The organism is Streptomyces sp. NPDC090106 (assembly GCF_044747265.1).
GTDB lineage: Bacteria > Actinomycetota > Actinomycetes > Streptomycetales > Streptomycetaceae > Streptomyces.
The window spans coordinates 95,697-120,569 of record NZ_JBIVDS010000007.1 but is presented as its reverse complement, the minus strand read 5'-3'; the positions used below and the strand labels follow the sequence as shown (position 1 = coordinate 120,569).

The window sequence follows — 24,873 nt, the reverse complement described above, 5'->3', positions numbered from 1 at the left end:
CCGTGTGCTTCGACGTGTTCCACGGTCCCCGGTAATCCGGACATCCTCTGTCACCTTTTACGGCCGGGTCACCCTGCCGGGCGCAGCTTCTCCTCCAGGCTCGTCAGGTCGGGCACGAACCAGATGTGGCCGCCCTGGTTCGTCTCGCGCACGAAGTCGCGCAGCGCGCCGCTCTGCTCGGTGTGCCGGGAGACGTCGCCGACCACGACGAGCCGCAGCCGGTAGTTGACGAACTTCTGCATCACCGCGCCGGCGACACCCGAGCGCAGCCGGAAGAACTCGTCGGCGACCCGTCCGGCGGGCACGGCGACGACCTGGGCGTCGCGTCCCATGGCGTCGCCGATGAGGTCGAGCGCCGCGCTCTCCCCGTCCAGGGACGGCCCGGAGGGAGCGCAGCGCAGGACGTTGACGCCGCCGAGGGGGACGACGTCGTCAGTGGCCACGCGCGATCCACTCCTGGAGGTGCGGGGCCTCCGCGCCGATGGTCGTCGGGTCCCCGTGCCCGGTGAGCACCTTCGTCTCGGGCGGCAGCGCGAGCAGCCGGTCCCGGATCGAGTCGATGATCGTCGGGAAGTGGGAGTACGACCGTCCGGTGGCCCCCGGTCCGCCCGCGAACAGGGTGTCGCCGGTGAAGACGGTGGCCAGGCCGGGGTCGTAGAGGCAGACCGCGCCGGGCGCGTGGCCGGGCGTGTGCAGGACCTGGAGGTCGACTCCGGCGGCCTCGATGACCTGGCCGTCCTGGAGGTGGGCGTCGGGGTCGCGGTCGGGGTGGGTCTGCTTCCACAGGGGCAGGTCGTCCGGGTGGAGCCAGATCCTGGCGCCGGTGAGGTCGGCGAGGGCCGGGGCGGCGTCGATGTGGTCGTTGTGGGCGTGGGTGCACACGATGGCCGAGAGCCTGCGGTCGCCGACGGCCGCGGCGATGGCCTCGGCGTCGTGCGCGGCGTCGATGACGACGACCTCGTGGTCGTCGCCGACGATCCACACGTTGTTGTCGACGTCCCAGGTGCCGCCGTCGAGGCTGAACTGGCCCGAGGTGACGAGGCGTTCGATGCGGGCGGCCATCAGAGGACCACCACCGAACGCAGCACGTCGCCTTCGTGCATCCGCTCGAACGCCTTCTCCACGTCGGTGAGTTCGATGGTCTCGGTGACGAACGCGTCCAGGTCGAGGCGGCCCTGGAGGTGCAGGTCGATCAGCATCGGGAAGTCGCGGGAGGGCAGGCAGTCGCCGTACCAGCTCGACTTCAGGGACCCGCCCCGGCCGAACACGTCGAGGAGGGGCAGCTCCAGCTTCATCTCGGGGGTCGGCACACCCACCAGGACGACGGTCCCGGCGAGGTCGCGGGCGTAGAAGGCCTGCCGGTAGGTCTCCGGGCGGCCCACCGCCTCGATCACCACGTCCGCTCCGAAGCCTCCGGTCAGCTCCTGGATCGCCTCGACGGCGTCCTTCTCACGCGAGTTCACGGTGTGCGTGGCGCCCATGGAGCGGGCCTTGTCGAGCTTGCGGTCGTCGATGTCCACGGCGATGATCTTCGCCGCGCCGGCCAGGCGGGCCCCGGCGACGGCCGCGTCACCGACGCCACCGCAGCCGATGACGGCGACGGTGTCACCGCGTCCGACGTTGCCGGTGTTGATCGCGGCCCCGATACCGGCCATGACGCCGCAGCCCAGCAGGCCGGCGACCTGCGGCGAGACGGCCGGGTCGACCTTGGTGCACTGACCGGCGGCGACGAGCGTCTTCTCGGCGAAGGCACCGATGCCCAGGGCGGGCGACAGCTCGGTCCCGTCGAGGAGGGTCATCTTCTGCTTGGCGTTGTGCGTGTTGAAGCAGTACCACGGACGCCCGCGCAGACAGGCGCGGCAGTTCCCGCACACCGCACGCCAGTTGAGGATCACGAAGTCGCCGGGCGCGACGTCCGTGACGCCCTCGCCGACGGACTCGACCACGCCCGCGGCCTCGTGGCCGAGCAGGAAGGGGAAGTCGTCGTTGATGCCGCCCTGCTTGTAGTGGAGGTCGGTGTGGCACACGCCGCACGCCTGGACCTTCACCACGGCCTCGCCGGGGCCCGGATCCGGCACCACGATCGTCTCCACCCTGACCGGCTCGTCCCTGCCCGGTGCGATCACGCCGCGTACTTCTTGCGCCATGGTGGTGAACCCTTCCGTGTAACCGTTGTCCGTCAGCACGACCCTACGTCCGACCGATCGGTAACCGCGCCACGGCAGGGGCCTCACAGGAAGAAGGCGGCGGACGTAGCCTGAACGCTCCGCCCGACCTCCCGAGGGAGCCCCGTGAGCATCGCCGTGTCCGAGCCCGAGCAGACCGCACCCGCCTGGCGGCTCCTTGTGGGATACGTCCGGCCCCACCGCTGGGCCCTGCTTCTGGGGGCGGTGCTGTCGCTGGTCACCGGGGCCACCGGGCTGCTGCTGCCGCTGGTGGCGAGGGAGTTGATCGACGACCTGTCCCACGACCGCACGATCACGGGGGCGTTGGTCCTCATGTCGGTGCTGGTGGTCGGCAACACGGCGGTGGGGGCGCTGGGTTCGTACGTGCTGCGGCGCACCGCCGAGTCGGTGGTGCTCGGTGCGCGGCGGACGTTGTCGTCGTATCTGCTGCGGCTGCGGATCACGGCCGTGGACCGCAGCGAGCCGGGGGATCTGATGGCCCGCATCACCTCGGACACCACCCTGCTGCGGGAGGTCACCACGGACTCCCTGGTCGGGCTCGGCACCGGCGGGCTGACGCTGCTCGCGACGATCGTGATGATGGGTCTGGTCGACCCGGTGCTGCTGGCCGTCACGCTGGGTGTGGTCGTGGGGGCGGGGACGATACTCGGGGTGATCGTGCCCCGGATCAACCGGGCCAGCCGGCGGGCGCAGGACGCGGTCGGGGTGATGGGCGCCTCGCTGGAACGCATCCTCGGGGCGCTGCGCACGGTGAAGGCGTCGGGCGCCGAGCACCGCGAGGAGGAGACGCTGCACGCGGCGGCGCAGGAGTCGTGGCGGCAGAGCGTGCGGGCGGCGAAGTGGACGGCCGCCGCGGGCAACACGGCGGGCCTGGCGATGCAGATCGCGTTCATCACGGTGCTGGCGGTCGGCGGGGCGCGGGTGGCGACGGGGGCGATCGACGTCGGGACGCTGGTGGCGTTCCTGCTGTACGTCTTCTATCTGATGTCGCCGATCCAGCAGGTCGTGGGCGCGATCACCCAGTACCAGACGGGTGCCGCGGCCCTCGCCCGGATCCAGGAGGCGCTGCGGCTGCCCGCGGAACCGGCCGCCCGGCCCGCCCCGCTGCCCTCCCCGGGCGCGGAACCGGCGTCCGTCGCCTTCGCCGACGTCCGTTTCCGGTACGCGGACGATCTGCCGTATGTGCACCACGGGGTGTCGTTCACCGTTCCGGCGCAGGGCATGACGGCGTTCGTGGGCCCGTCGGGCGCGGGCAAGACGACCGTGTTCTCGCTCATCGAGCGGTTCTACGACCCCGAGTCGGGCGCGATCAGCCTCGACGGCCGCGACCTCGCCGACTGGGAGCTGCCCCGGCTGCGGTCGGCGATCGGGTACGTCGAGCAGGACGCCCCGGTCCTGTCGGGCTCGCTGCGCGACAACCTGCTCCTGGGCAACCCCGACGCGGACGACGACGCCCTCGCCCGGGTTCTGAAGACGACCCGGCTGGACGGTCTGGTGGCCCGGCTGCCCGGCGGTCTGGAGACGCTCGTGGGGCATCGCGGCACCAAACTGTCCGGCGGGGAACGTCAGCGTGTGGCCATCGCGCGGGCGTTGCTGCGCCGCCCCCGGCTGCTGCTGCTCGACGAGGCCACGTCCCAGCTGGACGCGGTGAACGAGGCGGCGCTGCGCGACACCGTCGCCGACGTGGCCCGCACGACGACCGTCCTGGTCGTCGCGCACCGGCTGTCCACGGTCACCATGGCCGACCGGATCGTGGTCATGGACGGGGGCACGGTGCGTGCCACGGGCACGCACCGGGAACTCGTGGCGTCCGATCCGCTGTACGCGGAGCTGGCGGCGACGCAGTTCCTCGCCACGGCGGGGTGACGCCGGGGGCGGTCAGCGGCGGCGCCTGCGGGCCAGGGCGCGCACGGACCGGGAGCCGACGATCCCGGCGAGCAGCGCCGCGACCGGCAGGGCGATGTCCAGCCAGGGGTCGCGGATCGGCCTGTAGACGGCCGTGCCGTCCTTGATCTCGATGTAGCCGAGGGGCCGGGCGTCGACGCCGCCTCCCCCGCCCCCGCCCTCCCCGGAGCGGGCGGCCCCGGCCTCCTTCCCCGCGCCGCCGCCGAAACCGAAGCCGACGCGCGCGACGGGGACGACGGTGATGCCGTCCCGGGTGATCGGCTCGCCGTACACGGCGCTCACCGAGGCCTTGCCGCCCAGCTTCTCGGCCAGGCGTTCGAGCAGGGTGACGGTGGCGTCGACCGCGCCGGCGTCCTCGAGCGGCACGGACACGGAGGTCTCCTCGTTGTCGGTCATCGCCTCACCGTAAGCCGGAGCCCCGCACTCCGACAGGGCGGAGCGGGCCGGGGTGCCGGGAGGGGCGACCGGCGCGGGGGTCAGCCCTCCAGCCTGGCCAGCCGTTCCGCGTCGGCCGTGCGGGGGCAGGTGACACAGGCCTCGGCCGGGCGGATCGCGTAGAACATGCAGCATCCGGCGCGGGTGCGGGTGGCGTGCCGTCGCCCGTCGTCGCCGACGAGGTAGCGGAAGTCGGCGCCGCTCGGGTAGGGGGGCACCGGGATCGGGAGGACCTCGGTGGCGGCCCGGATCGCGGCGCCCTCCTCGCCGAGGGTCCGGCCGAGGTACCACAGGGCGGAGACGAGGTCGTCGGAGACCATGCCCCACAGGGCGCGGGACCGGCGCCGCGCGACGGGCCCGATCGCGGCCAGCAGGGGCCGCATGTGCTCGGCGAGCGCCATCCTCAACTGGGCGCGCAGCCGGTCCTCCTGATCCAGCGTGAGCACGCCCGGCAGTCCGTCGACGGGGTCTCCGGGCAGACAGGCGAGTTCGGTGCCGGGGGTGATCTCGTACGTCCCCGTGGCGAGGTCGAGCCGCAGGTCCTCGGGGCGGATGCGGGGCACCCGGCGTTCGAGGTACCAGGTGCCGCCCAGGAGGACGGCGACGGACCAGGCGTAGTCGTGCAGGGCCCGGGAGGCGGCGACGGCCGGGCGCACGGTGACGTCGTAGCGGTCGCCGATCCGGGCGGCCTCGGCGCCGACGAACGCGTCGAGGACGGCGGGGTCGGAGGCCAGTTCCGCCGCCGACACGCCCGTCCGGCCGGGTTCCTCCGTCACCCGCGCGTCGAGCGCCTCGCAGATTCCGGCCAGTCGGCGGTAGGTGTCGGCGAGGACATGGGCGACGGCACCGTCCGGCGGGGTGTGCAGGGCCACGGACATCGGCGTGCTCCAGTACGGGAAGGACGATGAGCGACAAGCTAGGTAAGCCTTACCTTAACTGGATCAAGGCTTCGACCCGATCAGGGCCTCAGCGTGATCGAGGGCGCCGCGCGTCGACACGGCGCGCGGACCTGACGCTCAGTTGAGAACTAAAGCAAGGCTAACCTAAGCTCACCCATCGTGACGGTGACCCGCCGACAGGTCCCGCCCGCCGAAGGGCGCGCCCGCCGACGGCCCGCCCTCGACTCACCACCCGCAAGCGGAAGTTGTCGCCCATCCATGCGCTTGTACCTGCTCGCCCTCAACCCCACCGACTCCGTCACGGAAGGGTTCCTGCCCGCGGCCGGCCGGCTCGGGCTCGACGTCACCGTCCTCACCGACCGGCCCGACGACCACCGCGCCGCGTACCGGGAGCGCCCGGGCCCGGAGGCGTCCGGGAACGCGCCCTTGCCCGCGATCGAGGTGCTGGAGTGCGACGTCCGTGACTTCCGGGCGGTCGTCAGCCGGATCGCCCCGCACCACCGCCCCGACGCCGTCTTCACCAACAGCGACCATCTCCAGACCCAGGCGGCGCTGGCGGCCTCGTACTTCGGCCTTCCGGGCAAGGACTGGCGGGCCACCCTGCGCTGCAAGGACAAGGCCGAGACGCGCCGCCGGCTCGCCGCCTCGGGCCTGGACACGGTCCGGTCCGCGGAGCTGACCGAGGCGTCCGCGCCGCCGGACATCCCCTACCCCTGTGTGCTCAAGCCGCGCGAGGGCGTGGCCAGCGAGGACGTCGTCCTCGTCGACGGCCCGGAGGAACTCCGCGAGCGGGCCGCCGCGTTCTTCGCCCGGCGCCCCGGCGCCGCCCTGGTCGCCGAGGAGTACCTGCCCGGCGAGCTGTGCACGCTGGAGACCCTCGGCGACGGGCGGATCCGCCACGTCCTGGGCGGCTTCCGCACCGAGCTGTCGCCGCCGCCGTACTTCGTCGAGCGACGGATGACCTACGTCCCGGCGCACCCGGAGCCGGTCGTCGGCCAGGTGCTCGCCCAACTCGACGCGCTCGGGGTCGGGTTCGGCGCGTGCCACACCGAGTTCGTGGTGCACGCGGGCCGGGCCCGGATCATCGAGGTCAACTACCGCGCGATCGGCGACCAGTGCGACCTGCTGCTGGCACGACTGCTGCGCGTCCCCCTCTTCGCCCACATCCTCCGCACCCACCTGGGCACACCGCTGCCCGCCGACCTCGCGGCCCGCCGTGACGGCGCGGCCCTGGTGGAGTACCCCTGCGCCGACCGCGCGGGCGTGCTCACCGAGGCCCCTTCGGCGACCGACGTCACCGTCGAGGGGGTCGAGCTGACCTACCGTCCGCTGCGGGCGCTCGGCGAGCGGCACGCCCTGTACGGCACCAACCGCGACTACCTCGGCGTGCTCCGGGCCACCGGGACGGACCGGCGGACGGTGGCCCGGGTGACGGCCGGCTTCCTGGCCGGGCTGCGCTGGGAGATCACCCCGTGACCGGTGCGGACGCACTCCTCACCCGGGTGCTCGGCGCCCTCCTGCGCGAGGACGTGGTCGGCCTGCGCACCCGCGGCACCCTCGTCCACCGCTCCGACGGCCCCTGGCTCCGCCTGCCCACGCCCCGTGGCGCCCTCCTGCTCGCCGTCGCCGAGGACGGCTTCCAGTGCGAGCACGCCGCCCGGCTGCCACTGCTGCTCCGCGAACCCGACGGCACCGAACTGACCACGTACGGCGAGGTGCTCGCCGCACTGCGCGCGCTCGCGGACCCCGTCGACCGGCCCGGATTCGACGACTTCGCCGAGGAGTGCCGCCAGACCCTCGCCACCGTGCGGCTCCACGCGGACACCCCGCCCGGCCTCGGCCCCGACCCGGCGCTCTGGCCCGACCTCGCCTACGACATGCTCGCGGCCCGCCACGACCACCCCGTGTACCCGACGGCACGGGGCCGCGCGGGACTCACGGAGCCGCAACTGCGCGCGTACGCGCCCGAGTTCCTGCCGCGGTTCGCGCTGCGCTGGGTCGCCCTGCCCCGGCAGACCGTCACCGTGACCGGGGCGCTGCCGGAGTTCTGGCCGACCCCGTCCGAGCTGGGGCTGCCCCTGGACGGCACCCATCTGGCGCTGCCCGTGCACCCGTTGACCGTCGAAGCGCTGGACCTGCCGCCGGGGGCGCGGCTCGCCGACCGCCCCCACCTGGACGTGGTCCCGACCCTGTCGATGCGCACGGTGGCCGTGACCCCGTCCTGGCACCTCAAACTGCCTCTCCCCACGGCCACGTTGGGCCTGCGCAACAAGCGGACCGTCAAGCCCGGCACCCTCGTGGACGGCGCGGCGGGCCAGCGGCTCCTGGAAGCCGTGCTCGACCGTGAGCCCCGGTTCCGGGAGACGATCCTGCACGCCGACGAGTCGACGTACGCGCACGCGGGCGACGAACACCTCGCCGTGCTGTGCCGCCGCTTCCCCTCCGGCCTGGACGAGATCGTCCCGCTGGCGGCCCTGCTCGCCGCCGCCCCGGACGGCCGGACGGTCCTCGACCTGCTCGCCGACCGCTACTACGGCGGCGACCCGCTCGCCCTCCTCGACGCCTTCCTCACCCTGCTCCTCGACTGGCAGACCACCCTGTTCGGCTACGGCATCGCGCTGGAGTCGCACCAGCAGAACGTGTCGCTGGTGCTGCGGCCCGGCGGTCTGCGGCTGCTGTTCAAGGACAACGACGGTCCCCGGATCAACGCGAAGCGGCTCGGCGCCCGGCTCCCCGGGCCGTGGGGGTTCGACGACCCGCGCACCTACGTCACCGGGGACGGCCCGGTCGCCGACCTCTTCACCACGATCACGGTCCATCTGTGCGCGGGCGCCTACGCGTTCGGCCTCCCCCGGTACCGCGAGGCGGTGCTGGACCTCGTCCGGGACCGGCTGACCCAGGCGGTGGACCGGCTCGGCGGCGAGGCGGGGGCCGTACTGCGGGCCAGGGTGCTCGACGCGCCCCGCCTGCCCGTGAAGGCGATGGTCACCGCCGGGACGCTGCTGTCCAAGGAGCGCTCGGGCGCGGCGGACATCAACAAGCACTACACCACCGGGCCCAACTACCTGCGCCGCACCGGGGGTTCGCCCTGAGTGCCGCCTCGGACACCGCCCCTCACCCCTCCATGACCCCGCGTTGGAGCCGCTGATGCCCTCGCTCGCCCAAGCCCCGACGGTCACCGCCGACGCCGTGGTGGCCCACACCCTCCTCAACTGTCTGCTGCGGGAGGTCTCCGGCCCCGAGCGCCAGAGCGTCGTCACCGACGGCCGGCTCCTGCTGCGGCTCCCCCGCCGCGGCGTGCTGCTGCGCGTCGCCCTGCGCCGCACCTCCCTGCTCGGCGCCCACCGCTTCACCGGCCCCGTGGAGGTACGACACGAGGGCGGGTGGGAGGAGTTGGGCTGGGAGCGGCTCGCCGCGTACGCGCGCGACGAGCTGTCGCTGCGGACGGGTGTGCGCAACGACGAGTTCCTCGACCAGGTCGCCTCCAGTCACGAGGCCGTGTCGAGCGTGCTCGCCTCGCCCCGGCGGGCGCACCAGGACCCGTACCTGGCCTCCGAGCAGTCGCTCCGCTTCGGCCACCGCTTCCACCCCACCCCCAAGGCCCGCACCGGTGACCCGCGTGCCTGGTCGGTGTACGCGCCGGAGGCGGGGGCGCTCTTCCCGCTGCGGCATCTCGCCGTACGGGCCGGCCTGATCGCCGAGGAGGCCGCCGAGCCGTCCGCGGTCGCCGTCCTGGACGGGCTGCGGGAGGTGCCGCCCGGGTACCGGCTCCTGCCGGTCCACCCCTGGCAGTACGAGACGCTCCGCGACCATCCCGCGCTCGGCGCCGCGCTCCGGCGCGGGGACGTCGTCGACCTCGGGCCGGGCGGCCGTCCCTTCGCCGCCACCGCGTCCGTGCGGACCCTGTACGACGGGGAGACGTTCCTCAAGTTCAGCCTGAACGTGCGGATCACCAACTGCCTGCGCAAGAACAGCAGTTACGAGCTGTCCGGCGCGGTGGCCCTGACCCGTCTGCTCGGTCCCGCCCTGGACGGCCTCGCCCGCCGCTTCCCCGGCAGCGCGGTGCTCCGCGAGCCCGCCTACCGCACGCTGGCCCTGCCGGGACCGGACGGCACGCCCGACCGGGCGCTGTTCGAGGGGTTCGGGGTCATCGTCCGCGAGGGCCTGCCGAGGCGGCTCGCGCCGGGGACGACCGCACTGCTGGCGGCGTCGGTCGCCGACGAGTACGTGAGCGGCGACGCGCATGTCTCCCGGCTCCTCGGCGGCCCCGGCGCGGGGGCGGCCCTGGACTGGTGGGCCGCCTATCTCGACCTGCTCGTGCCGCCGGTGCTGGCCGCCTACTTCGACCACGGGATCGTCCTGGAACCCCACCTCCAGAACGTGCTGGTCTGCGTCGACGGCGACGGCATGCCCGCCCAGGTCCTCTTCCGCGACCTGGAGGGCACCAAGCTCCTCCCCGAGCGGCACGCCGGCACGCTGGCCGCCCTGCCGCCCGAGGTCGCCGGGCCGATGACGTACGACGCGCGGCGCGGCTGGGACCGGGTCGTGTACTGCCTGTTCGTCAACCATGTCGCCGAGCTGCTGGCGGCGTTGGCCGATCTGCACCCGGAGGCGGAGACCGCCCTGTGGGGCCGGGTCCGGGCGACGCTCCAGGCGTACGCCGACCGGCACGGGTGTCCGCCCCGGCTCGCCGCCCTCCTGGCGGGGGTGCCGCTGCCCGCCAAGGCGAACCTGCTGACCCGGTGGGAACGCAAGGCCGACCGCGAGGCCGGTTACGTCCGGCTGCCCTCCCCGCTCGCCGAGGACATCCTGAACGGAGACCCCCGATGACGCCGGCCCGCGACCACGCCCTCTCCCTGCCGTCGCACGAACTCCCCTCCTTCATCTACGACGTGGATGCGCTGCGCGCGCACGCCGCGACCGTGCGGGGCGCGCTGCCGGGCCGGGTGGAGCTCTACTACGCCGCCAAGGCCAATCCGGAGCCGCGGATCCTCGCCGCGCTCGCGCCGTACGTCGACGGCTACGAGGTGTCGTCGGGCGGTGAACTCGCCCATGTCGCCGAGGCGGTGCCCGGGCGTCCGCTGGCCTTCGGCGGCCCCGGGAAGACGCCGGACGAGATCGCCGCGGCGCTGAGCGCGGGGGTCGGACGGTTCCATGTGGAGAGCGCGCACGAACTGCGGGTGCTGGCCGCGCTGGCAGCCGGGGCGGGTCGTCGCGTCGCCGTGCTGCCGCGCGTCAACCTGCCCCTGAAGGACGGCTCGCTGGCGGGCGGTTCGCTGGCCATGGGCGGGCGGCCGACACCGTTCGGCATGGACCCGGCAGAGGCGCGCGATGCCGTCCGCACCCTCCGGGACGGCACCTACCCGCACCTCGAACTCGCCGGGATCCACGCCCACTTGGCGAGCGGGCTGGAGGCGACCCGGCTGGTGGCGGTGGCCGGGGCCGTCGTGGCGTGGGCCGTCGGGCTCGGCGTGACGGAGGTCAACGTGGGCGGGGGGATGCACGTCGACTACACCGCCCCTGAACGCCGGTTCGACTGGGCGGCGTACGGCGCCGGGCTGGCGCGACTGACCGCGGCGCACCCCGGGGTGACCCTGCGGATCGAGCCGGGCCGGGCGCTGACGGCGTACTGCGGCTGGTACGCGACGGAGGTGCTGGATGTGAAGCGCAGCCACGGCGAGGAGTTCGCGGTGGTCCGGGGCGGCACCCACCATCTGCGCACTCCGGCGGCCAAGGGCCACGACCAGCCCTGTTCCGTCCTGCCGGTCGACGCCTGGCCGCACCCGTGGCCGAGACCGGCCTCGGAAGGTGAACGGCTCACCCTGGCCGGGCAGTTGTGCACACCGAAGGACGTGCTGGCGCGCCGGGTCGAGGCGCCCGGGCTCCGGGCGGGCGACCGGGTGCTGTTCTCCCTGGCGGGTGCCTACGCCTGGAACATCTCGCACCACGACTTCCTGATGCACCCGCGGCCCGGCTTCCGTTTCCTGGACGCCGGGCCGCACGACGAGGCACAGGAAGGGGCACCCGTCGCGGCGACGGGTGCCCCTCCGGAAGAGGTGACGCTCTAGAACGGGAAGTGGGCCTGCTGGGTGGCGATGGTCACCCAGCGGGTGTTGGAGAAGGCCTCCAGGCCCCAGCGTCCGCCGAACCGGCCGTAGCCGGACGCCTTGGCGCCGCCGAAGGGCGCCTGGGGCTCGTCGGCGACGGACTGGTCGTTGATGTGGACGATGCCGGTACGGATCCGACGCGCGACGGTGAGCCCGTGCGTGGCGTTCTCGGTGATGATGCCGCAGGTCAGACCGTTGTCCGTGTCGTTGGCGAGGGCGATGGCGACCTCGTCGTCGGCGAAGGTCTCCACCACGCAGACCGGGCCGAACGCCTCGGCGTGGTAGATCTCCGCGTCCTTCGGCACCCCGGTGAGGACCGTCGCCGGGTGCACCGCGCCCTCGGGCGCTCCTCCGCCGGTCAGCACCTCGGCGCCCTTGGCGACGGCGTCCTCGACGAGCGCGGCCACGCGCCGCGCCGCCGACGCGGCGACGAGCGGCCCGACGACGGTGTGCGGGTCGTTCGGGTCGCCCGACTGGAGGGAGGCGGCCTTGGCGGCGAACTTCCGCGTGAACTCGTCGGCCAGGGCCTCGTGGACGAGGATGCGGTCGCCGGACATGCAGATCTGTCCCGCGTTCATGAAGACGCTGAAGGTGACGGCGTCCACGGCGTAGTCCACGTCCGCGTCGTCGAGGACGAGCACCGCGTTCTTGCCGCCCAACTCCAGTACGGCGGGCTTGAGATGGCGTGCGGCGTGCTCGCCGATGATCCGTCCGACGCCGGTGGAGCCGGTGAAGTTCACGGCCCGGACGCGCGGGTCGGCGATCAGGGACTCGGCGATCTCCGCGGCGTCGGCCCGGTCGTTGGTGAGGACGTTCAGCACCCCGTCCGGCAGTCCGGCCTCGCGCAGGACGTCGGCCACGAACAGCCCGCAGGCCAGCGGCGCGTCCTCGCTCGCCTTGACGACGACGGTGTTCCCGGCGGCCAGGGGTGCGGCGACGGCCCGTACGCCGAGGATGACCGGGGCGTTCCAGGGGGCGAACGCGGCGACCACGCCGAGGGGTTCACGGACCGCGAGTCCGAGGGCGCCCTGTTCCTGGGCGCTGAGCACCTCGCCGCGCGGGGCGGTGACCGCGGCGGCGGCCTCGCGGAACATGTTGGCGGCGAGGGCGACGTTGAAGTAGGCCCAGGGGCGGGTGCCGCCGGCCTCGTTGGCCATGAGCTCGGCGACCTGGTCGCCCCTGCCCTCCAGCAGGTCGGCCGCCTTCAGCAGGATCGCGCGCCGGGCGAACGGGGCGAGCGCCGCCCAGTCGGGGAACGCGGCGTCGGCCGCGTCGACGGCCCTGCGGACGTCCTCGGGGCCCGCCGCCGCGACGGTCGCGTACACCTCCCCGGTGTACGGGTTGTGGTCCTCGGCCGTGCGGCCGGAGGCGGCGGGTACGTCCTTGCCGCCGATGAACAGTTCGCGGGTGATGGGCATGATCCGAACCTCTTCGTTCGCGATGTGAACCAAGATTCACTTGCTCTGCTCGCATGCTCTGTTCGCCCGCGGGCAATGTCAAGGGCCGCCCGGTCGTTTCCGGGCGGCCCTCGGTCGATCACGCTCCGGGGTCAGGCCTCGATGCCGGGCACCAGGTTGGTGACGGGCGCGACGAGCCCGGTGAGCTGGTCCAGCTCGTTGAGGTCGTTCAGCCGGTTGAGCCCGGCGAGCTGCTCGGACGGGAGCGGCAGGTCGGTCCGGTGCTCCGCGGGGATCTCGCTCACGGACAGCGAGTCGAGCGTGGCCATCGGGCTCAGCGGGGCGGCAGCGGCGTCCGCGGGGGCGGCGCTCGCCATCGGGGCGACGAGACCGGTGACACCGGCGGCGAGACCGACGACGGCGGCGATGCGACGAGTGGAGATCATGTCGTGAGCAACGCGGGCACGCGGGATACGGACACGGCCACGGGCCGGCTCTCACCCGTCAGGCGCAGCGCCGCGGCTGCGCTTGCCGAGCCCGGCGGGGCGGAGGACGCTCGAAGGTGAGGCCCACGCGGCCCGCTCCCCCTGGGCCGCGGGCCTTTCGGGAGGTCACCATGGGCACCGGTTTCACCAGCGAGATGCTGCGCCAGGGCATCGAGGGAGACACGGCGGCACCACTGCTGTCGCTCTACGCGGACGACGCGGAACTGCGCGTCGTGGACCGCAACACCCAGCCCAGCAGTCCGCGGGTCCTGCACGGCCGCGACGAGATCGGCGCGTTGCTGGAGGACGTCTACAGCCGCGATCTGTCGCACACGATGGAGCGGTGTGTCGTCGACGGCGACCACGTCGCCTACAGCGAGTCGTGCCGCTACTCGGACGGCGTGCGGGTCCTGTCGGAGTCGATGATCACGCTGCGCGACGGGAAGATCGCCGAACAGATCATGATCCAGGCATGGGACGAGTAGGAAGGAACCTGCCGAAGGTCCAGATCACCTCACGGTTGACCTGGACCTTCTCGGTGCGGGCAGGACCGGCCCGGGCGTTCCCTGCACGGTCCCGGCGGCGCGGAGCGGTCTCCTCGGCGGGCCGGGCCGTGTCCGTCGCGCTCGTCCGATCGGTACTGCGAGCGGGGCGGCCTCGCTGACCGGGCCGGTTCAGGTCAGGTCAGGTCAGGTCAGGTCAGGTCAGGTCAGGTCAGGTCAGGTCAGCGTCCATTTCTGGTTGCTCTGGCCGTTGCACGTCCACAGGACCATCGGCGTCCCGTTGGCCGTACCCGCGCCGTAGGCGTCGAGGCAGAGACCGGCGTTGACGTTGGTGAGGGTGCCGTCGGCGTTGACGTTCCACTTCTGGTTGTTCTGGCCGTTGCAGTCCCAGACGACGACCTTGGTGCCGTTGGTGGTGCCGAGGTTGTAGGCGTCCAGGCACTTGTCGCCGTACAGCACCAGTTCCTTGCGGGAGGTGTACGTCCACTGCTGGTTCTGGCCGCCGTTGCAGTCCCACAGTTCGGCCTGGGTGCCGTTGGTGATCGTGTTGTCGTAGACGTCCAGGCAGCGGCCGGACTGGGTACCGACGGCGAGGGTGCTGTTCATGCCGGGCAGCGGTCTGACCGTGATGTCGGCCAGGGTGGGCGCGCCGGTGAAGGTCAGGCTGTTCGCCGAGCCCTTGGTCAGGCCGACCATCACGGAGACCGTGCCCTGGGCGGAACCGGTCGGCGGGAAGGAGACGGCCGTCGTGCCCTGTCCGTTGACCTTGAGGGTCGCGGTGCGGGCCGAGGAGGAGGTGTTGGTGTAGGCGACGTCGACGACCTTCACACCGGTGCTGCCCGCGACGACGGACGAGAAGCCCGCCGTGCCGGTGTAGGTGCTCGCCGACTGCTCGGTGCCACCGGTGACGGTGAGCATGACCGAGCCGCCCGCCGGGACGCCGGTGGTGTAACTCGTGCCGTACGAACCGAGGGTGGAGCGCGCCCAGAGGTCGCGCACCGTCGCGCTCGCGTCGGTCAGGCCGAGGTCGGACCAGCGCACGGTGATGTTCTGCGCGGAGGACGTGCGGTTCATCAGCACGACGGCGCGGTTGCCCTGCCCGGACAGGACCTTGCCGTACACCTGGAGGCCCGTGGTGTCCTCGGCGACCTTGACGCCCTGGAGGCCGCGCGCGTCCTGGTCGACGGCGATGACCTCGGGGTTCTTGAGGATGTTCGCCGTCTCCGTGGTCATCGTGGCGAGGTTGTTGCCCGCGAGGAGCGGGGCGCCGGAGATGGCCCACAGGTTCATGTGGGTGCGGTTCTGGGCCGCGGTGAAGCCGCTCATGCCGACCATCAGCATGTCCGGGTCGTTGTAGTACCCGGTGTGCTGGGCGAGCGGGTGCAGGCCCTGGTCGAAGTTGGAGAGCATGTTCGTCTGGGAGGGGCTGTTGCCCCAGTAGACGATGTCGGTGCTCGTGCGGAACATCGGGGCCATGCCCGGCGCCCAGTTCCACGGGTTCCCGTAGCCCCAGTTGCAGATGGACAGGGTCAGTTCGCGGCCGGTGCTCGCGGTCGCCGCCGCCACCGCGTCGCTGATCGAGCGGTACGTCGTCGCCGGGTCGAGGCCCTCGGCGTCGCCGCCGCACCAGTCGACCTTCACGAAGTCGAAGCCCCACCGGGAGAACTGGAGCATGTCCTGGGCGTAGTGGCCCTCACTGCCGGAGCCCGGCGCGGCGGGGCGGCCGGTCGGGTAGTAGTAGCCGCAGCCGTCCTTGCCCGCGTCGGTGTAGATGCCGGCCTTGAGGCCCTTGCCGTGGATGTAGTCGGCGATGGCGCTCATCCCGCCCGGCCACTCCGACTCGTCGACGGTGATGTTGCCGGACGCGTCACGGGTGCCCTGCCACCAGCCCTCGTCGATGTTGATGTAGTCGTAGCCCGCGTCCGGCAGACCCACCGCCACGAACGCGTCGACCTGCGCCTTGATCACGTCGTAGTCGATGACGGCGGCGAAGCTGTTCCAGGACGCCCAGCCCATCGGGGCGGACGGCACGGAGATCTGCCGGGTCGTCGCCGCCCGCGCCGGGGCGGGCGAGGTGAACAGCAGCGCGGCGGTGGCGGTGAGGGCGAGGACGACGGCTCGTACGACGGCGGCCCGGGCGCGTCTCACGAGTCCGCGACGGGGCGTGCGGGGTGGGGGAAACATGCGGCTCCTTCGTGCGGGGGAACACCCGACGGGGTGGACGCGCCCGATGGCTCGACCGACCAGCGTTGCCGATATTTCGAACACAGATCGGCTTCTCGAACGTGTCGAGCGCTGAAAGTAGGGCCGCGCGGGGCGGAAGTCAACGGCTGCGACAGGCGTGAACTGGCCGTTGCCGAAGGGTCGTTACCGCGCCCGGACCGCGGCGGCCGTCATACTGGCGGACGTGCGGGTAGCGATCATGACGGCGGGATCCCGGGGCGACGTCGCCCCCTTCACCGGGCTCGGGCACGGGCTGCTGCGGGCCGGGCACGAGGTCACGCTGGTGACCCATGGCTCGTTCGCGCCGCTGGTCGCGGGGTCGGGGCTCGGCTTCCGTCCACTGCCGGTGGACCCGCGGGCGGTGCTGGAGTCCGCGCGCGGGCTCGGTCTGCACCGCAGCGCCTCCGGGCCGGGCAAGCTGTGGCGGGCCGTGTCCATGGCGCGGGAGCTGGCCGGGGTCGTGGCGGACGACCTGATCGCGGCGGCCCGGGACAGCGACGTGCTGCTGCTGTCCGCGTCGGTCGCGCCCCTCGGCCACACCGTCGCCGAGGGTCTGTCCCTGCCGAGCGTCGGGCTCTGCCTCCAACCCGTCGCGCCCACGCGGGAGTTCGCGCCGCCCATGCTCGGCGGCGGCTCCTGGGGAACCCTCGGCAACCGGGTCGCGGGACACGGCGTGAGCCTGGCCGTCGAGCACGTCTTCGCCACGACCGTCCCCGAGGTCCGCACCCGTCTGGGCCTCGGACAGGTGCGCCCGGGAGCAGCCGTGCGCCGCCGCGAGCGACGCCGCTGGCCGGTGCTGAACGGCTACAGCCCGCTGGTCGTCCCCCGCCCGCGCGACTGGCGGCCGGGCCTGGAGGTCACAGGCTACTGGTGGCCGTACGACACGAGCACCGAACTCCCGTCCTCGGTGCGGGACTTCATCGCCGCGGGGCCGCCCCCCGTGTTCGTCGGCCTCGGCAGCGCGACCGTCCCTGACCCCGGGCGGCTGAGCCGGGAGATCGTGCGGGCGCTGCGGCGGGCCGGGAGGCGCGGGGTGTTCCAGCGCGGCTGGGCGGGACTCGCCGCCGACGGCGACGACATGCTGACCATCGACGAGGTCGCCCACTCGGCACTCTTCCCGCACATGGCCGCCGTCGTCCACCACGCGGGCGCGGGCACGACCGGGGCGGGCCTGCGCGCAGGGGTGCCCGCGGTCCCGGTGCCGGTCCAGTTCGACGCCGGCTTCTGGTCGGCCCGCCTCGTCGCCCTGGGCGTGGCCCCGGCCGCCGTCCCCCTGCGCCGCCTCACCGCCGACGCCCTCGCCTCCGCACTGGACCGCATCGCCTCCGACCCCGGGTACGGCGAGCGGGCGCGGGCCCTCGGGGAACGGGTACGTGCGGAGAACGGAGTCGCACCGGTGCTGGCGGCGCTGGACGGGATCGGGAGGCGCGAGCACCGCAGGTGACCTGCCGGTCGCTGGGCCGGTGAGCCGCTGGACCGCTCGGGCCAGTGGGCCGCTCAGCCGGTGGGCCGCTCAGCCGATGGGAGGGCCTGCCGCACGGCTCGGCGGGGCCGGATCGGCCTGGTGGCCCGCAAAGAGTGCACCCGCCGTCGGGCAGTCCGCGCCCGCGCCGACCGGCATGCCGTTGCTCGCCGACGCTGGAGCGGTACGCCCGGCTGATGCTCGGCCGACCACAGCCGCCTGGTCCTGATGCCCTCCCCGACCGTCCCGGGTGCCCTCAATCCCCTGCCGGCCCTCAGCCCTCCCGACCGGCGAACGAACCCGCTCCCGTTCGAGGGTCCGCGAACCCGCGGCCGGTGGCGGCCGAGGCCTGCGGTCGCCGGGCACAGACACGGGCGCGGGCACGGGCACAGGAGGCGTGTCCGATCGGCCGCCGGGACAGCCCGTACGCGGGCCCGCCCTGCGTCCGACGGTCCCCTCGCTGACGGCGCGCGAAAACCCTGGCCCGGCACGGACAGCACGGACGGCACAGACGGCACGTCCGGTCAGCCGTCGCCAAGGCGGGTACGCCGTCCTGCCCGGCGCAGACCCAGGTTGCCCTAGCCCCCCGGTGTCCACCCCTCCGGTCGCATCAACGCGAGCAGTTGCCGTACGAGTTCGTCCACGGCCTCGTCCAGGGTCGCGTCCACCCAGCCCGCGCTCCAGTCGTGGAGAAGGCCGTTCACGGCGCCGATGAACGCGGTGGCGGGGAGCCGGTAGTCCCGGGGTGCCGCCTCGCCGCGGGCCACGGCCCTGCCCGCCTCGGCGCACAGGAGGTCGACCCAGCGGGCGCGACGGGCCAGGCGCTGCTCCTCCAGGCGGGGGCTGACGCCGATGATCTCGACGAAGGTGATCCGCACGCGCCGCGGGTCGCCGGTCACGTCTCCTGCATAGGCCCGGAAGATCGCGGCGGCGCGCTCGGGGAGCGGGAGGTCGTCGGCGTCGGCCACCGCGGCCACGACGGCCCGCTCGGCCCACTCGTTGACCTGGAGGTGCAGCGCGGCCAGCACGTCCTCCAGGGTGCGGAACTCCTCGTAGAACTGCCGGGTGGACAGGCCCGCGGCCTCGCTGAGCGCGGCGACGGTGGTGGCGCGGTAGCCGGGGGTGTCGCCGAAGAGCTGGAGCGCGGCGTCCAGGAATCTCCGGCGCCGTTCCGCCTGCCGCTGCTCGGCGGTCTTGCCGCCGTATCGGCCGGTCGGCGCCTTGATCCTGCCCGCCACGGTCACCTCCGGTCGCCGTTCGTCGTCGTGCCGCGCCTCGCGTCGCGCCACTTCGCCGCGCACCGGCGTCCCCGCAGTTCATCGCAGTCCGCCGCGTCCGCGCAATGTCGTCGCGTCCGCAAGCCTCGCACGGCCGTGGACCGCGCGGCCCTCCAGCGGGCCCGCCGGCCATGGTGCCGAGGCCGTACCGGGCGGCGGACGGCCGGGCCGGACGGGCGCCGCGGGGCGCCGGCCCGGCCCGGTCGCGCGCGTCAGCCGATCTTCGAGCTCACCCAGGAGGCGAGTTCGACCTTGGCCGCGGCGAGCAGCGACGCCGAGGGCGCGGCGGCCCCGTTGGTGACCAGCGCGTAGTGCAGGACCCCGGAGTCGGAGTCGGTCAGGAGCAGCCGCCTGCTGCCCGTGCCGCCCGGTTCCACGGCGGTGCCGACGGGGGTGGACGAGGTGTAGGCGGGCGGGGCGTAGGCCGTGCCCAGGTCGGAGACGACGGTGGTCGAGGCGTTCGGGAAGGACGCGGGCAGGTGCAGTTCGGTGGGGGCCGAGCCGCTGCCGGAGCGCCAGACGAGCACCGAGTACTGTCCGGAGCCGACCAGCGAGGACACGTTGGGCAGGCTGCTGGGCACCGGGTTCCAGGTGAGGGTCGTCGAGCCGTCCCGGGAGCGGTCCTCGTAGGTGAAGGCGACCGTCGAGCCCGAGGCGGCGCTCGGGTAGACGCGGTCGAGGAGCCGGGCGTCCTGACGGAGCGTCACCGCTCCGGAGTCGTCGAGGCGTACGGCGGACAGGTCCTCGTCGTTCCAGGCGTCACCGGTGGTCTGCACCTTGTCGGGGTTGCCGTTCATCAGCTCGCTGTGGCGGCCGTTGTAGATGTCCCACTGCCACTGGGAGCCGGACAGGACCGTGCCCGAAGTCGACGGTGTGGTCCACCAGTTGGCGCCCTTCACCCGGGAGTCGAGGGCCTGGTACATGGCCTTCAGCACGGTCGGCGCCTTGCCTGCGGTGCTGCCGTTGAGCGGATGGCCGAACTCGCTGACGATGCCGGTCGTGCCGAGCGCCGAGGCCCGGTCGCGGACCGTGGCGAAGTCGCTCACGTACTGGCCGTCGGCGGCGTTGCCCCACATCAGGATGCCGGAGATCGCCTTCTGGTCGTAGAAGTGGGTGTTGAAGACGTACCGGGTGCCGATCGCGCCGGCGTCGAGCAGTCCGCCCTCCTCCTTGCTGACGTTGCCGTTCCAGAAGAGGTTCGGCTCGACGAAGGCGGGCTTGTCGGTCCAGCCGGCCGCGTCCATGCGGGCCCGGAACTTCACGTAGAAGGGCCACAGCAGGTCGCGTTCCCAGGTGCGGCTGGCCTGGCCGGAGTCGTAACTGCCCGCGTAGGGCTCGTTGTAGGGGTCGAAGCCGACGACGCCCGCGAACTCCTCGGTGGACAGGTTCTGCCGGATGTACGTCATCGTCTTCTGGGCGGTGGCGAGGAAGTAGTCCTGGAGGCCGTAGGTGTTGTGCCAGAAGTCGTACTGGGCTTCCTTGACGGCGCCGTTCTGGGTGATGTTCTGCCCCCACAGGATGCAGATCCCGCACGACTCGGTGGGATAGTCGCCGAGTTCGACCGCCCAGGCGGGGGCGCCGTCGCCGGTGTACCAGCTGCCCTCGTTGAACAGGTACCGGGAGTAGAGGTCCTGGTGGAAGTCGGGGTAGACGCGGATGCCCGCGTCGAGGAAGGCGCGCATCTGGGCCGTGGCGGAGGCCAGGTACGCGGTGTCGACCTGGCCCTTGACCGGTTCGGCGTAGGCCCAGGAGAGCAGGAAGCGCACGGAGTTGCCACCGCCGAGCGCCCGCAGGGCCTTGGCGGACTTCTGCGCGTCGGCGACCGAGGCGAAGGGCAGGCCGTGGTTCTCGTCGAGCTTGGTCTCGCCGGAGACGTTGTAGCCGCGCAGCACCACCTCGCGGCCGGCTCCGTCGGTGAAGCGGCCGTTGGACACCGTGAGCGCGGTGCCGTCGAAGGAGAGGGAGTCGGGGACGGTGGCGGCGGTGGCGGGCGGGGAGCCCGCCACCGTCAGGAATCCGCTGAGGACGACCAGAACAGCGAGCAGACGGGCCCGGATATTCGGCATGTTCACTACAGTCCGATGCCACCCTGACACCGTCAATACCTTGTGACTCATGAGTAAGTCTCAAGTTCTGGGGCCACGTTGGGCGGCAGAGCCAACGGAGTCCACGAACGCACCGGGGCCAACGGATGCACCGCATGAGACGGATCAACGGTCAACAAAGCGGCGTCGCAGATCTCGCCGCGCCCACCGCCCGGTCCTAGAGTGACCGCCATCACGCCCCGCGGTGTCCCCTGGGAGGGCCCATGACCCGTATCTCGGTGAAGGTGGACGGCACACGCTACGAGGACGAGGTCGAACCCCGTCTGCTGCTGATCCACTACCTGCGTGACCGGCTGGGCCTGACCGGCACCCCCATCGGCTGCGACACCTCCAACTGCGGTGCCTGCACGGTCGATCTGGACGGCGGGAGCGTCAAGAGCTGCTCGGTCCTCGCCGTCCAGGCGGACGGCGGCGAGGTGACCACCGTCCAGGGCCTCGCCGACGCGAACGGGGAATGGACCGGCCTCCAGCGGGCCTTCCACGAGCGCCACGCGCTCCAGTGCGGGTACTGCACCCCGGGCATGATCATGGCCGCCCGGGATCTGCTGCGCGACAACCCCAGCCCCACCGCGGACGAGGTCCGCCAGGGCCTGGAAGGGAACCTGTGCCGCTGCACGGGCTACCAGAACATCGTGCGGGCGGTGCTCGCCGCCTCCGGCCAGGAGGTGGGGACATGACCGGGACACCGGTGCGCGAGGTCGGCCGCTCCCGCCCCCGCAAGGAGGACGCCCGGCTGGTCACCGGGCAGACCACCTGGACCGACAACATCAGCGTCAACGGACTGCTCCATCTGGCGATCCTGCGCAGCCCCATGGCGCACGCCCGGATCGACCGCGTCGACGTGACACCCGCGCTCCGACGCCCGGGTGTGGTCGCGGCGTTCAGCGGCGCCGACCTCGCTGAGGAGATGGGCTCGCTGCCGTGCGCCTGGCCGGTGACCGAGGACATCGTGCTCCCCGACCATCCGCCGATCGCCTCCGCCGAGGTCCGCTACGCCGGTGACCCGGTCGCGGTAGTCGTCGCCCGCGACCGGTACGCGGCGGCCGACGCGCTGGAGGCCGTCGAGATCGACTACACCCCGCTGGAGCCGGTCCTGGACCTGGAGGCGGCGCTCACCCCGAACGCGCCCCTCGTCCACTCCGACAAGGGCACCAACCGCTGCTACGACTGGCCGCTGACGTCCGGCGAGGACTTCGGGACGGTACGGGAGCGCGCCGCGGTCACCCTCAAGCGGCGCTACCACCAGCAGCGGCTGATCCCCAACGCGATGGAGCCGCGGGCGGTCGTCGTCACCCCGCTCGCCGCCTCCGGCGAGTTCACCCTCTACTCCTCCACGCAGATCCCGCACATCCTGCGGATCATGCTCGCCGTGGTCACCGGTGTGCCCGAGCACAAGCTGCGGGTCATCGCCCCGGACGTGGGCGGCGGCTTCGGCTCCAAGCTCCAGGTGTACGGCGAGGAGGCCATCGCCCTGGCGGTGGCCCGCCGCATCGGCCGCCCGGTGAAGTGGACCGAGTCCCGCAGCGAGGGGTATCTCGCCACCCATCACGGGCGCGGCATGATCCAGGACATCGAGATCGCCGCCGACCGCGACGGCAGGCTCCTCGGCCTCAAGGCGGACCTGCTGGTCGACATGGGCGCCTATCTGATGCTCGTCACCCCGGGCATCCCGATCCTGGGCGCGTTCATGTACCCGGCGATCTACAAGATGGACTCCTACGAGTTCCACTGCACCGGTGTCTTCACCACCCGCACCCCGACCGACGCCTACCGGGGCGCCGGACGCCCGGAGGCGACCTTCGCGATCGAGCGGATCATGGACGAGCTGGCCGCCGAACTCGGCCTGGATCCCATCGAGTTGCGGCGGCGGAACTGGATCGGGCACGAGGAGTTCCCGTACACCTCGATCGCGGGGCTGACGTACGACAGCGGCAACTACGAGGCCGCCACCGAGAAGGCCCTCGCCCTCTTCGACTACGACAAGCTGCGCGCCGAGCAGGCCGACCGCGTCCACCGGGGCGACACCGTCCGGCTCGGCATCGGGGTGTCGACGTACACGGAGATGTGCGGGCTCGCCCCCAGCCGGGTGCTGCGGGACCTGCGGTACTCGGCGGGCGGCTGGGAGGCGGCGTCGATCCGGATGCTGCCGACCGGCAAGGTCGAGGTGGTCACCGGCACCAGCCCGCACGGGCAGGGCCATGTGACCTGCTGGAGCCAGATCGCCGCCGACGTGCTCGGCGTGCCCTTCGAGGACGTCGAGGTCGTGCACGGCGACACCCGCGCCGCCCCGCAGGGCATGGACACCTACGGCTCGCGGTCGCTGGTCGTCGGCGGCGCGGCCGTGCACCACGCGGCCCTGAAGGTCGTCGACAAGGCCCGCCGGGTCGCCGCGCATCTGCTCGAAGCCGCCGAGGGGGACCTGGAGTTCACCGACGGCGTCTTCGCGGTCAAGGGCTCCCCCGACGCCCGCAGGACCATCCAGGAGGTCGCCTTCGCGGCGTTCTCCTCGCACGACCTGCCCGACGGCATGATCCCCACCATCAACGCCGAGCACCTCGTCGACCCGGACAACTTCTCCTACCCGCACGGCACCCACCTGTGCGCGGTCGAGGTCGACACGGAGACCGGGCGGACCCGGATCAGGTCGTACGTCTGTGTCGACGACGTCGGCCGGGTCGTCAACCCGATGATCGTCGAGGGCCAGGTGCACGGCGGGCTCGCGCAGGGCATCGCGCAGGCGCTGTACGAGGAGGCCGTCTACGACGACCAGGGCAACCTGGTGTCCGGCACGATGGCCGACTACCTGGTGCCGTCGGCGGCGGACCTGCCCGAGTTCACGACGGACCGCACCGAGACGCCCGCCACCTCCAACCCGCTGGGCGCCAAGGGAGTCGGCGAGGCCGGGACGATCGCGTCCACCCCGGCGGTCGTCAACGCGATCGTGGACGCCCTGCGCCCGCTCGGCGTGACCGACGTCCGGATGCCCTGCACCCCCGAGCGGGTCTGGCGAGCGGTCAGGGAGGCCTCGCGATGATTCCTCCGGCATTCGACTACGTGCGTCCCACGACCGTCACCGAGGCGGTGGACGCGCTCAACGGTCTCGGCGACGAGGCCAAGGTGCTGGCCGGCGGGCAGAGCCTGCTGCCCCTGCTGCGGCTCCGCCTCGCCTTCCCCGGCCTGGTCGTGGACGTCGGCCGCATCGGCGAACTGCGGGGCGTGCGCGAGGAGGGCGCCACCCTCGTCATCGGCGCCCTGACCACCCACCACGACGTGCTCCGCGATCCGCTGGTACGCCGGTACGCGGGCCTCCTCGCGGCGGCGACGGCCACCGTCGCCGACCCCGCCGTACGGCATCGCGGCACCCTCGGCGGGTCGCTCGCGCACGCCGACCCCGCCGGGGACCTCCCGGCGGTGGTGCTGGCGCTGGACGCGGAACTGGTGGCCCAGGGGCCGCGCGGGCGGCGCACGGTCCCGGCCCGCCGGTTCTTCGTCGACTACCTCCAATCGGCCCTGGAACCGGACGAGTTGCTCGTCGAGATACGGATACCGAAGACGGACGGCTGGGGCTTCCACTACGAGAAGTTCCACCGGGTCGCACAGGCCTGGGCGATCGTCGGGGTCGCCGCGCTGGTGCGGCGCGACGACGGCCGTATCGCCGAGGCCCGGGTCGGGCTGACCAACATGGGGGCGAGGCCGCTGCGCGCCACGGCGGCCGAGGAGGCGCTCGCCGGTGCCGGGGACGCGGGGGCGGTGGCGCGGGCCGCCGGGTCCGCGGCGGACGGCACCGAACCGGTCCGGGACACCTCGGCCTCGCCGGAGTACCGGGCGCATCTGGCCCGGGTGCTCACCGAACGGGCGGTACTGACCGCCGCGGGGATGGGGTGAGCGA

General features: G+C 72.9%; 20 protein-coding genes. 10 read left to right on the top strand and 10 right to left on the bottom strand.

From position 1 onward, the window contains the following. Window positions 1-68: 68 nt before the first annotated feature. From ACIPSE_RS23270 to ACIPSE_RS23260, 3 genes are read right to left on the bottom strand one after another with little or no spacing between them, the layout of a single operon-like run. Complete coding sequence (locus ACIPSE_RS23270) at window positions 69-443, bottom strand: DUF4180 domain-containing protein (protein WP_401665202.1); 375 nt, start codon at window positions 441-443, stop codon at window positions 69-71. Then, window positions 433-1,062, bottom strand: coding sequence for an MBL fold metallo-hydrolase (locus tag ACIPSE_RS23265; RefSeq protein ID WP_401665200.1), 630 nt, complete (start codon window positions 1,060-1,062; stop codon window positions 433-435). The genes ACIPSE_RS23270 and ACIPSE_RS23265 overlap by 11 nt, the downstream gene beginning before the upstream one ends. Beyond that, window positions 1,062-2,147 (bottom strand): S-(hydroxymethyl)mycothiol dehydrogenase, encoded by a 1,086-nt coding sequence (locus ACIPSE_RS23260; RefSeq protein WP_401665198.1) that lies wholly within the window; start codon window positions 2,145-2,147, stop codon window positions 1,062-1,064. The genes ACIPSE_RS23265 and ACIPSE_RS23260 overlap by 1 nt, the downstream gene beginning before the upstream one ends. 156 nt (window positions 2,148-2,303) lie before the next feature. On the opposite strand from ACIPSE_RS23260, the gene ACIPSE_RS23255 reads away from it, so the two are divergent. Next, a complete protein-coding gene (locus ACIPSE_RS23255) occupies window positions 2,304-4,052 on the top strand; it encodes an ABC transporter ATP-binding protein (RefSeq protein ID WP_401666055.1) in 1,749 nt (582 codons plus the stop codon). A gap of 12 nt (window positions 4,053-4,064) precedes the next feature. On the opposite strand, the gene ACIPSE_RS23250 is transcribed toward ACIPSE_RS23255, so the two are convergent. Together ACIPSE_RS23250 and ACIPSE_RS23245 are read right to left on the bottom strand one after the other, a co-directional pair. After that, a complete protein-coding gene (locus ACIPSE_RS23250; protein WP_401665197.1) occupies window positions 4,065-4,487 on the bottom strand; it encodes a spore germination protein GerW family protein in 423 nt (140 codons plus the stop codon). 80 nt (window positions 4,488-4,567) lie between these two features. Beyond that, window positions 4,568-5,404 carry a (2Fe-2S)-binding protein gene (locus ACIPSE_RS23245; RefSeq protein WP_401665196.1) on the bottom strand — a complete coding sequence of 279 codons (837 nt, stop codon included), beginning with the start codon at window positions 5,402-5,404 and terminating at the stop codon, window positions 4,568-4,570. Between the two features lie 279 nt (window positions 5,405-5,683). Here ACIPSE_RS23245 and ACIPSE_RS23240 point away from each other — a divergent pair, with 279 nt between their 5' ends. The 4 genes from ACIPSE_RS23240 to ACIPSE_RS23225 are packed head-to-tail and all read left to right on the top strand — an operon-like array spanning window position 5,684 to window position 11,493. Continuing rightward, window positions 5,684-6,901, top strand: coding sequence for an acetyl-CoA carboxylase biotin carboxylase subunit family protein (locus ACIPSE_RS23240; protein ID WP_401665195.1), 1,218 nt, complete (start codon window positions 5,684-5,686; stop codon window positions 6,899-6,901). Continuing rightward, on the top strand, window positions 6,898-8,517 hold the full coding sequence (locus ACIPSE_RS23235; protein ID WP_401665194.1) for an IucA/IucC family protein: 1,620 nt from the start codon (window positions 6,898-6,900) through the stop codon (window positions 8,515-8,517). Before ACIPSE_RS23240 ends, ACIPSE_RS23235 begins: the two co-directional genes overlap by 4 nt. Window positions 8,518-8,572: 55 nt before the next feature. Next, entirely contained in the window at window positions 8,573-10,255 is a 1,683-nt protein-coding gene (locus ACIPSE_RS23230) for an IucA/IucC family protein (RefSeq protein ID WP_401665193.1), read from the top strand. Next, window positions 10,252-11,493, top strand: coding sequence for a type III PLP-dependent enzyme (locus ACIPSE_RS23225; RefSeq protein ID WP_401665192.1), 1,242 nt, complete (start codon window positions 10,252-10,254; stop codon window positions 11,491-11,493). The genes ACIPSE_RS23230 and ACIPSE_RS23225 overlap by 4 nt, the downstream gene beginning before the upstream one ends. On the opposite strand, the gene ACIPSE_RS23220 is transcribed toward ACIPSE_RS23225, so the two are convergent. Next, window positions 11,490-12,950 (bottom strand): aldehyde dehydrogenase family protein, encoded by a 1,461-nt coding sequence (locus tag ACIPSE_RS23220; RefSeq protein WP_401665191.1) that lies wholly within the window; start codon window positions 12,948-12,950, stop codon window positions 11,490-11,492. The genes ACIPSE_RS23225 and ACIPSE_RS23220 overlap by 4 nt on opposite strands. A 131-nt stretch (window positions 12,951-13,081) precedes the next feature. After that, window positions 13,082-13,375, bottom strand: coding sequence for a hypothetical protein (locus ACIPSE_RS23215; RefSeq protein ID WP_401665190.1), 294 nt, complete (start codon window positions 13,373-13,375; stop codon window positions 13,082-13,084). A 170-nt stretch (window positions 13,376-13,545) separates the two neighbouring features. On the opposite strand from ACIPSE_RS23215, the gene ACIPSE_RS23210 reads away from it, so the two are divergent. Further along, window positions 13,546-13,899 (top strand): nuclear transport factor 2 family protein, encoded by a 354-nt coding sequence (locus ACIPSE_RS23210; RefSeq protein WP_401665188.1) that lies wholly within the window; start codon window positions 13,546-13,548, stop codon window positions 13,897-13,899. 234 nt (window positions 13,900-14,133) lie between these two features. On the opposite strand, the gene ACIPSE_RS23205 is transcribed toward ACIPSE_RS23210, so the two are convergent. Continuing rightward, window positions 14,134-16,101 carry an RICIN domain-containing protein gene (locus ACIPSE_RS23205; RefSeq protein WP_401665186.1) on the bottom strand — a complete coding sequence of 656 codons (1,968 nt, stop codon included), beginning with the start codon at window positions 16,099-16,101 and terminating at the stop codon, window positions 14,134-14,136. A 238-nt stretch (window positions 16,102-16,339) separates the two neighbouring features. On the opposite strand from ACIPSE_RS23205, the gene ACIPSE_RS23200 reads away from it, so the two are divergent. After that, a complete protein-coding gene (locus ACIPSE_RS23200) occupies window positions 16,340-17,584 on the top strand; it encodes a glycosyltransferase (protein WP_401666052.1) in 1,245 nt (414 codons plus the stop codon). A 596-nt stretch (window positions 17,585-18,180) separates the two neighbouring features. Here the strand turns inward: ACIPSE_RS23200 and ACIPSE_RS23195 are convergent. Then, entirely contained in the window at window positions 18,181-18,840 is a 660-nt protein-coding gene (locus ACIPSE_RS23195; protein ID WP_401666050.1) for a TetR/AcrR family transcriptional regulator, read from the bottom strand. 251 nt (window positions 18,841-19,091) lie between these two features. Next, on the bottom strand, window positions 19,092-20,945 hold the full coding sequence (locus ACIPSE_RS23190; protein WP_401665184.1) for a cellulase family glycosylhydrolase: 1,854 nt from the start codon (window positions 20,943-20,945) through the stop codon (window positions 19,092-19,094). Window positions 20,946-21,187: 242 nt separating this feature from the next. Between ACIPSE_RS23190 and ACIPSE_RS23185 the strand changes: the two genes are divergently transcribed. The 3 genes from ACIPSE_RS23185 to ACIPSE_RS23175 are packed head-to-tail and all read left to right on the top strand — an operon-like array spanning window position 21,188 to window position 24,869. Next, window positions 21,188-21,661: a (2Fe-2S)-binding protein gene (locus ACIPSE_RS23185; protein ID WP_401665183.1), complete on the top strand. Its 474-nt coding sequence runs from the start codon at window positions 21,188-21,190 to the stop codon at window positions 21,659-21,661. Continuing rightward, the gene (locus ACIPSE_RS23180; protein WP_401665181.1) at window positions 21,658-24,018 is read left to right on the top strand and encodes a xanthine dehydrogenase family protein molybdopterin-binding subunit; all 2,361 of its coding nucleotides are present in this window, start codon (window positions 21,658-21,660) and stop codon (window positions 24,016-24,018) included. The genes ACIPSE_RS23185 and ACIPSE_RS23180 overlap by 4 nt, the downstream gene beginning before the upstream one ends. Then, complete coding sequence (locus ACIPSE_RS23175) at window positions 24,015-24,869, top strand: FAD binding domain-containing protein (protein ID WP_401665180.1); 855 nt, start codon at window positions 24,015-24,017, stop codon at window positions 24,867-24,869. Before ACIPSE_RS23180 ends, ACIPSE_RS23175 begins: the two co-directional genes overlap by 4 nt. Window positions 24,870-24,873 lie beyond the last annotated feature (4 nt).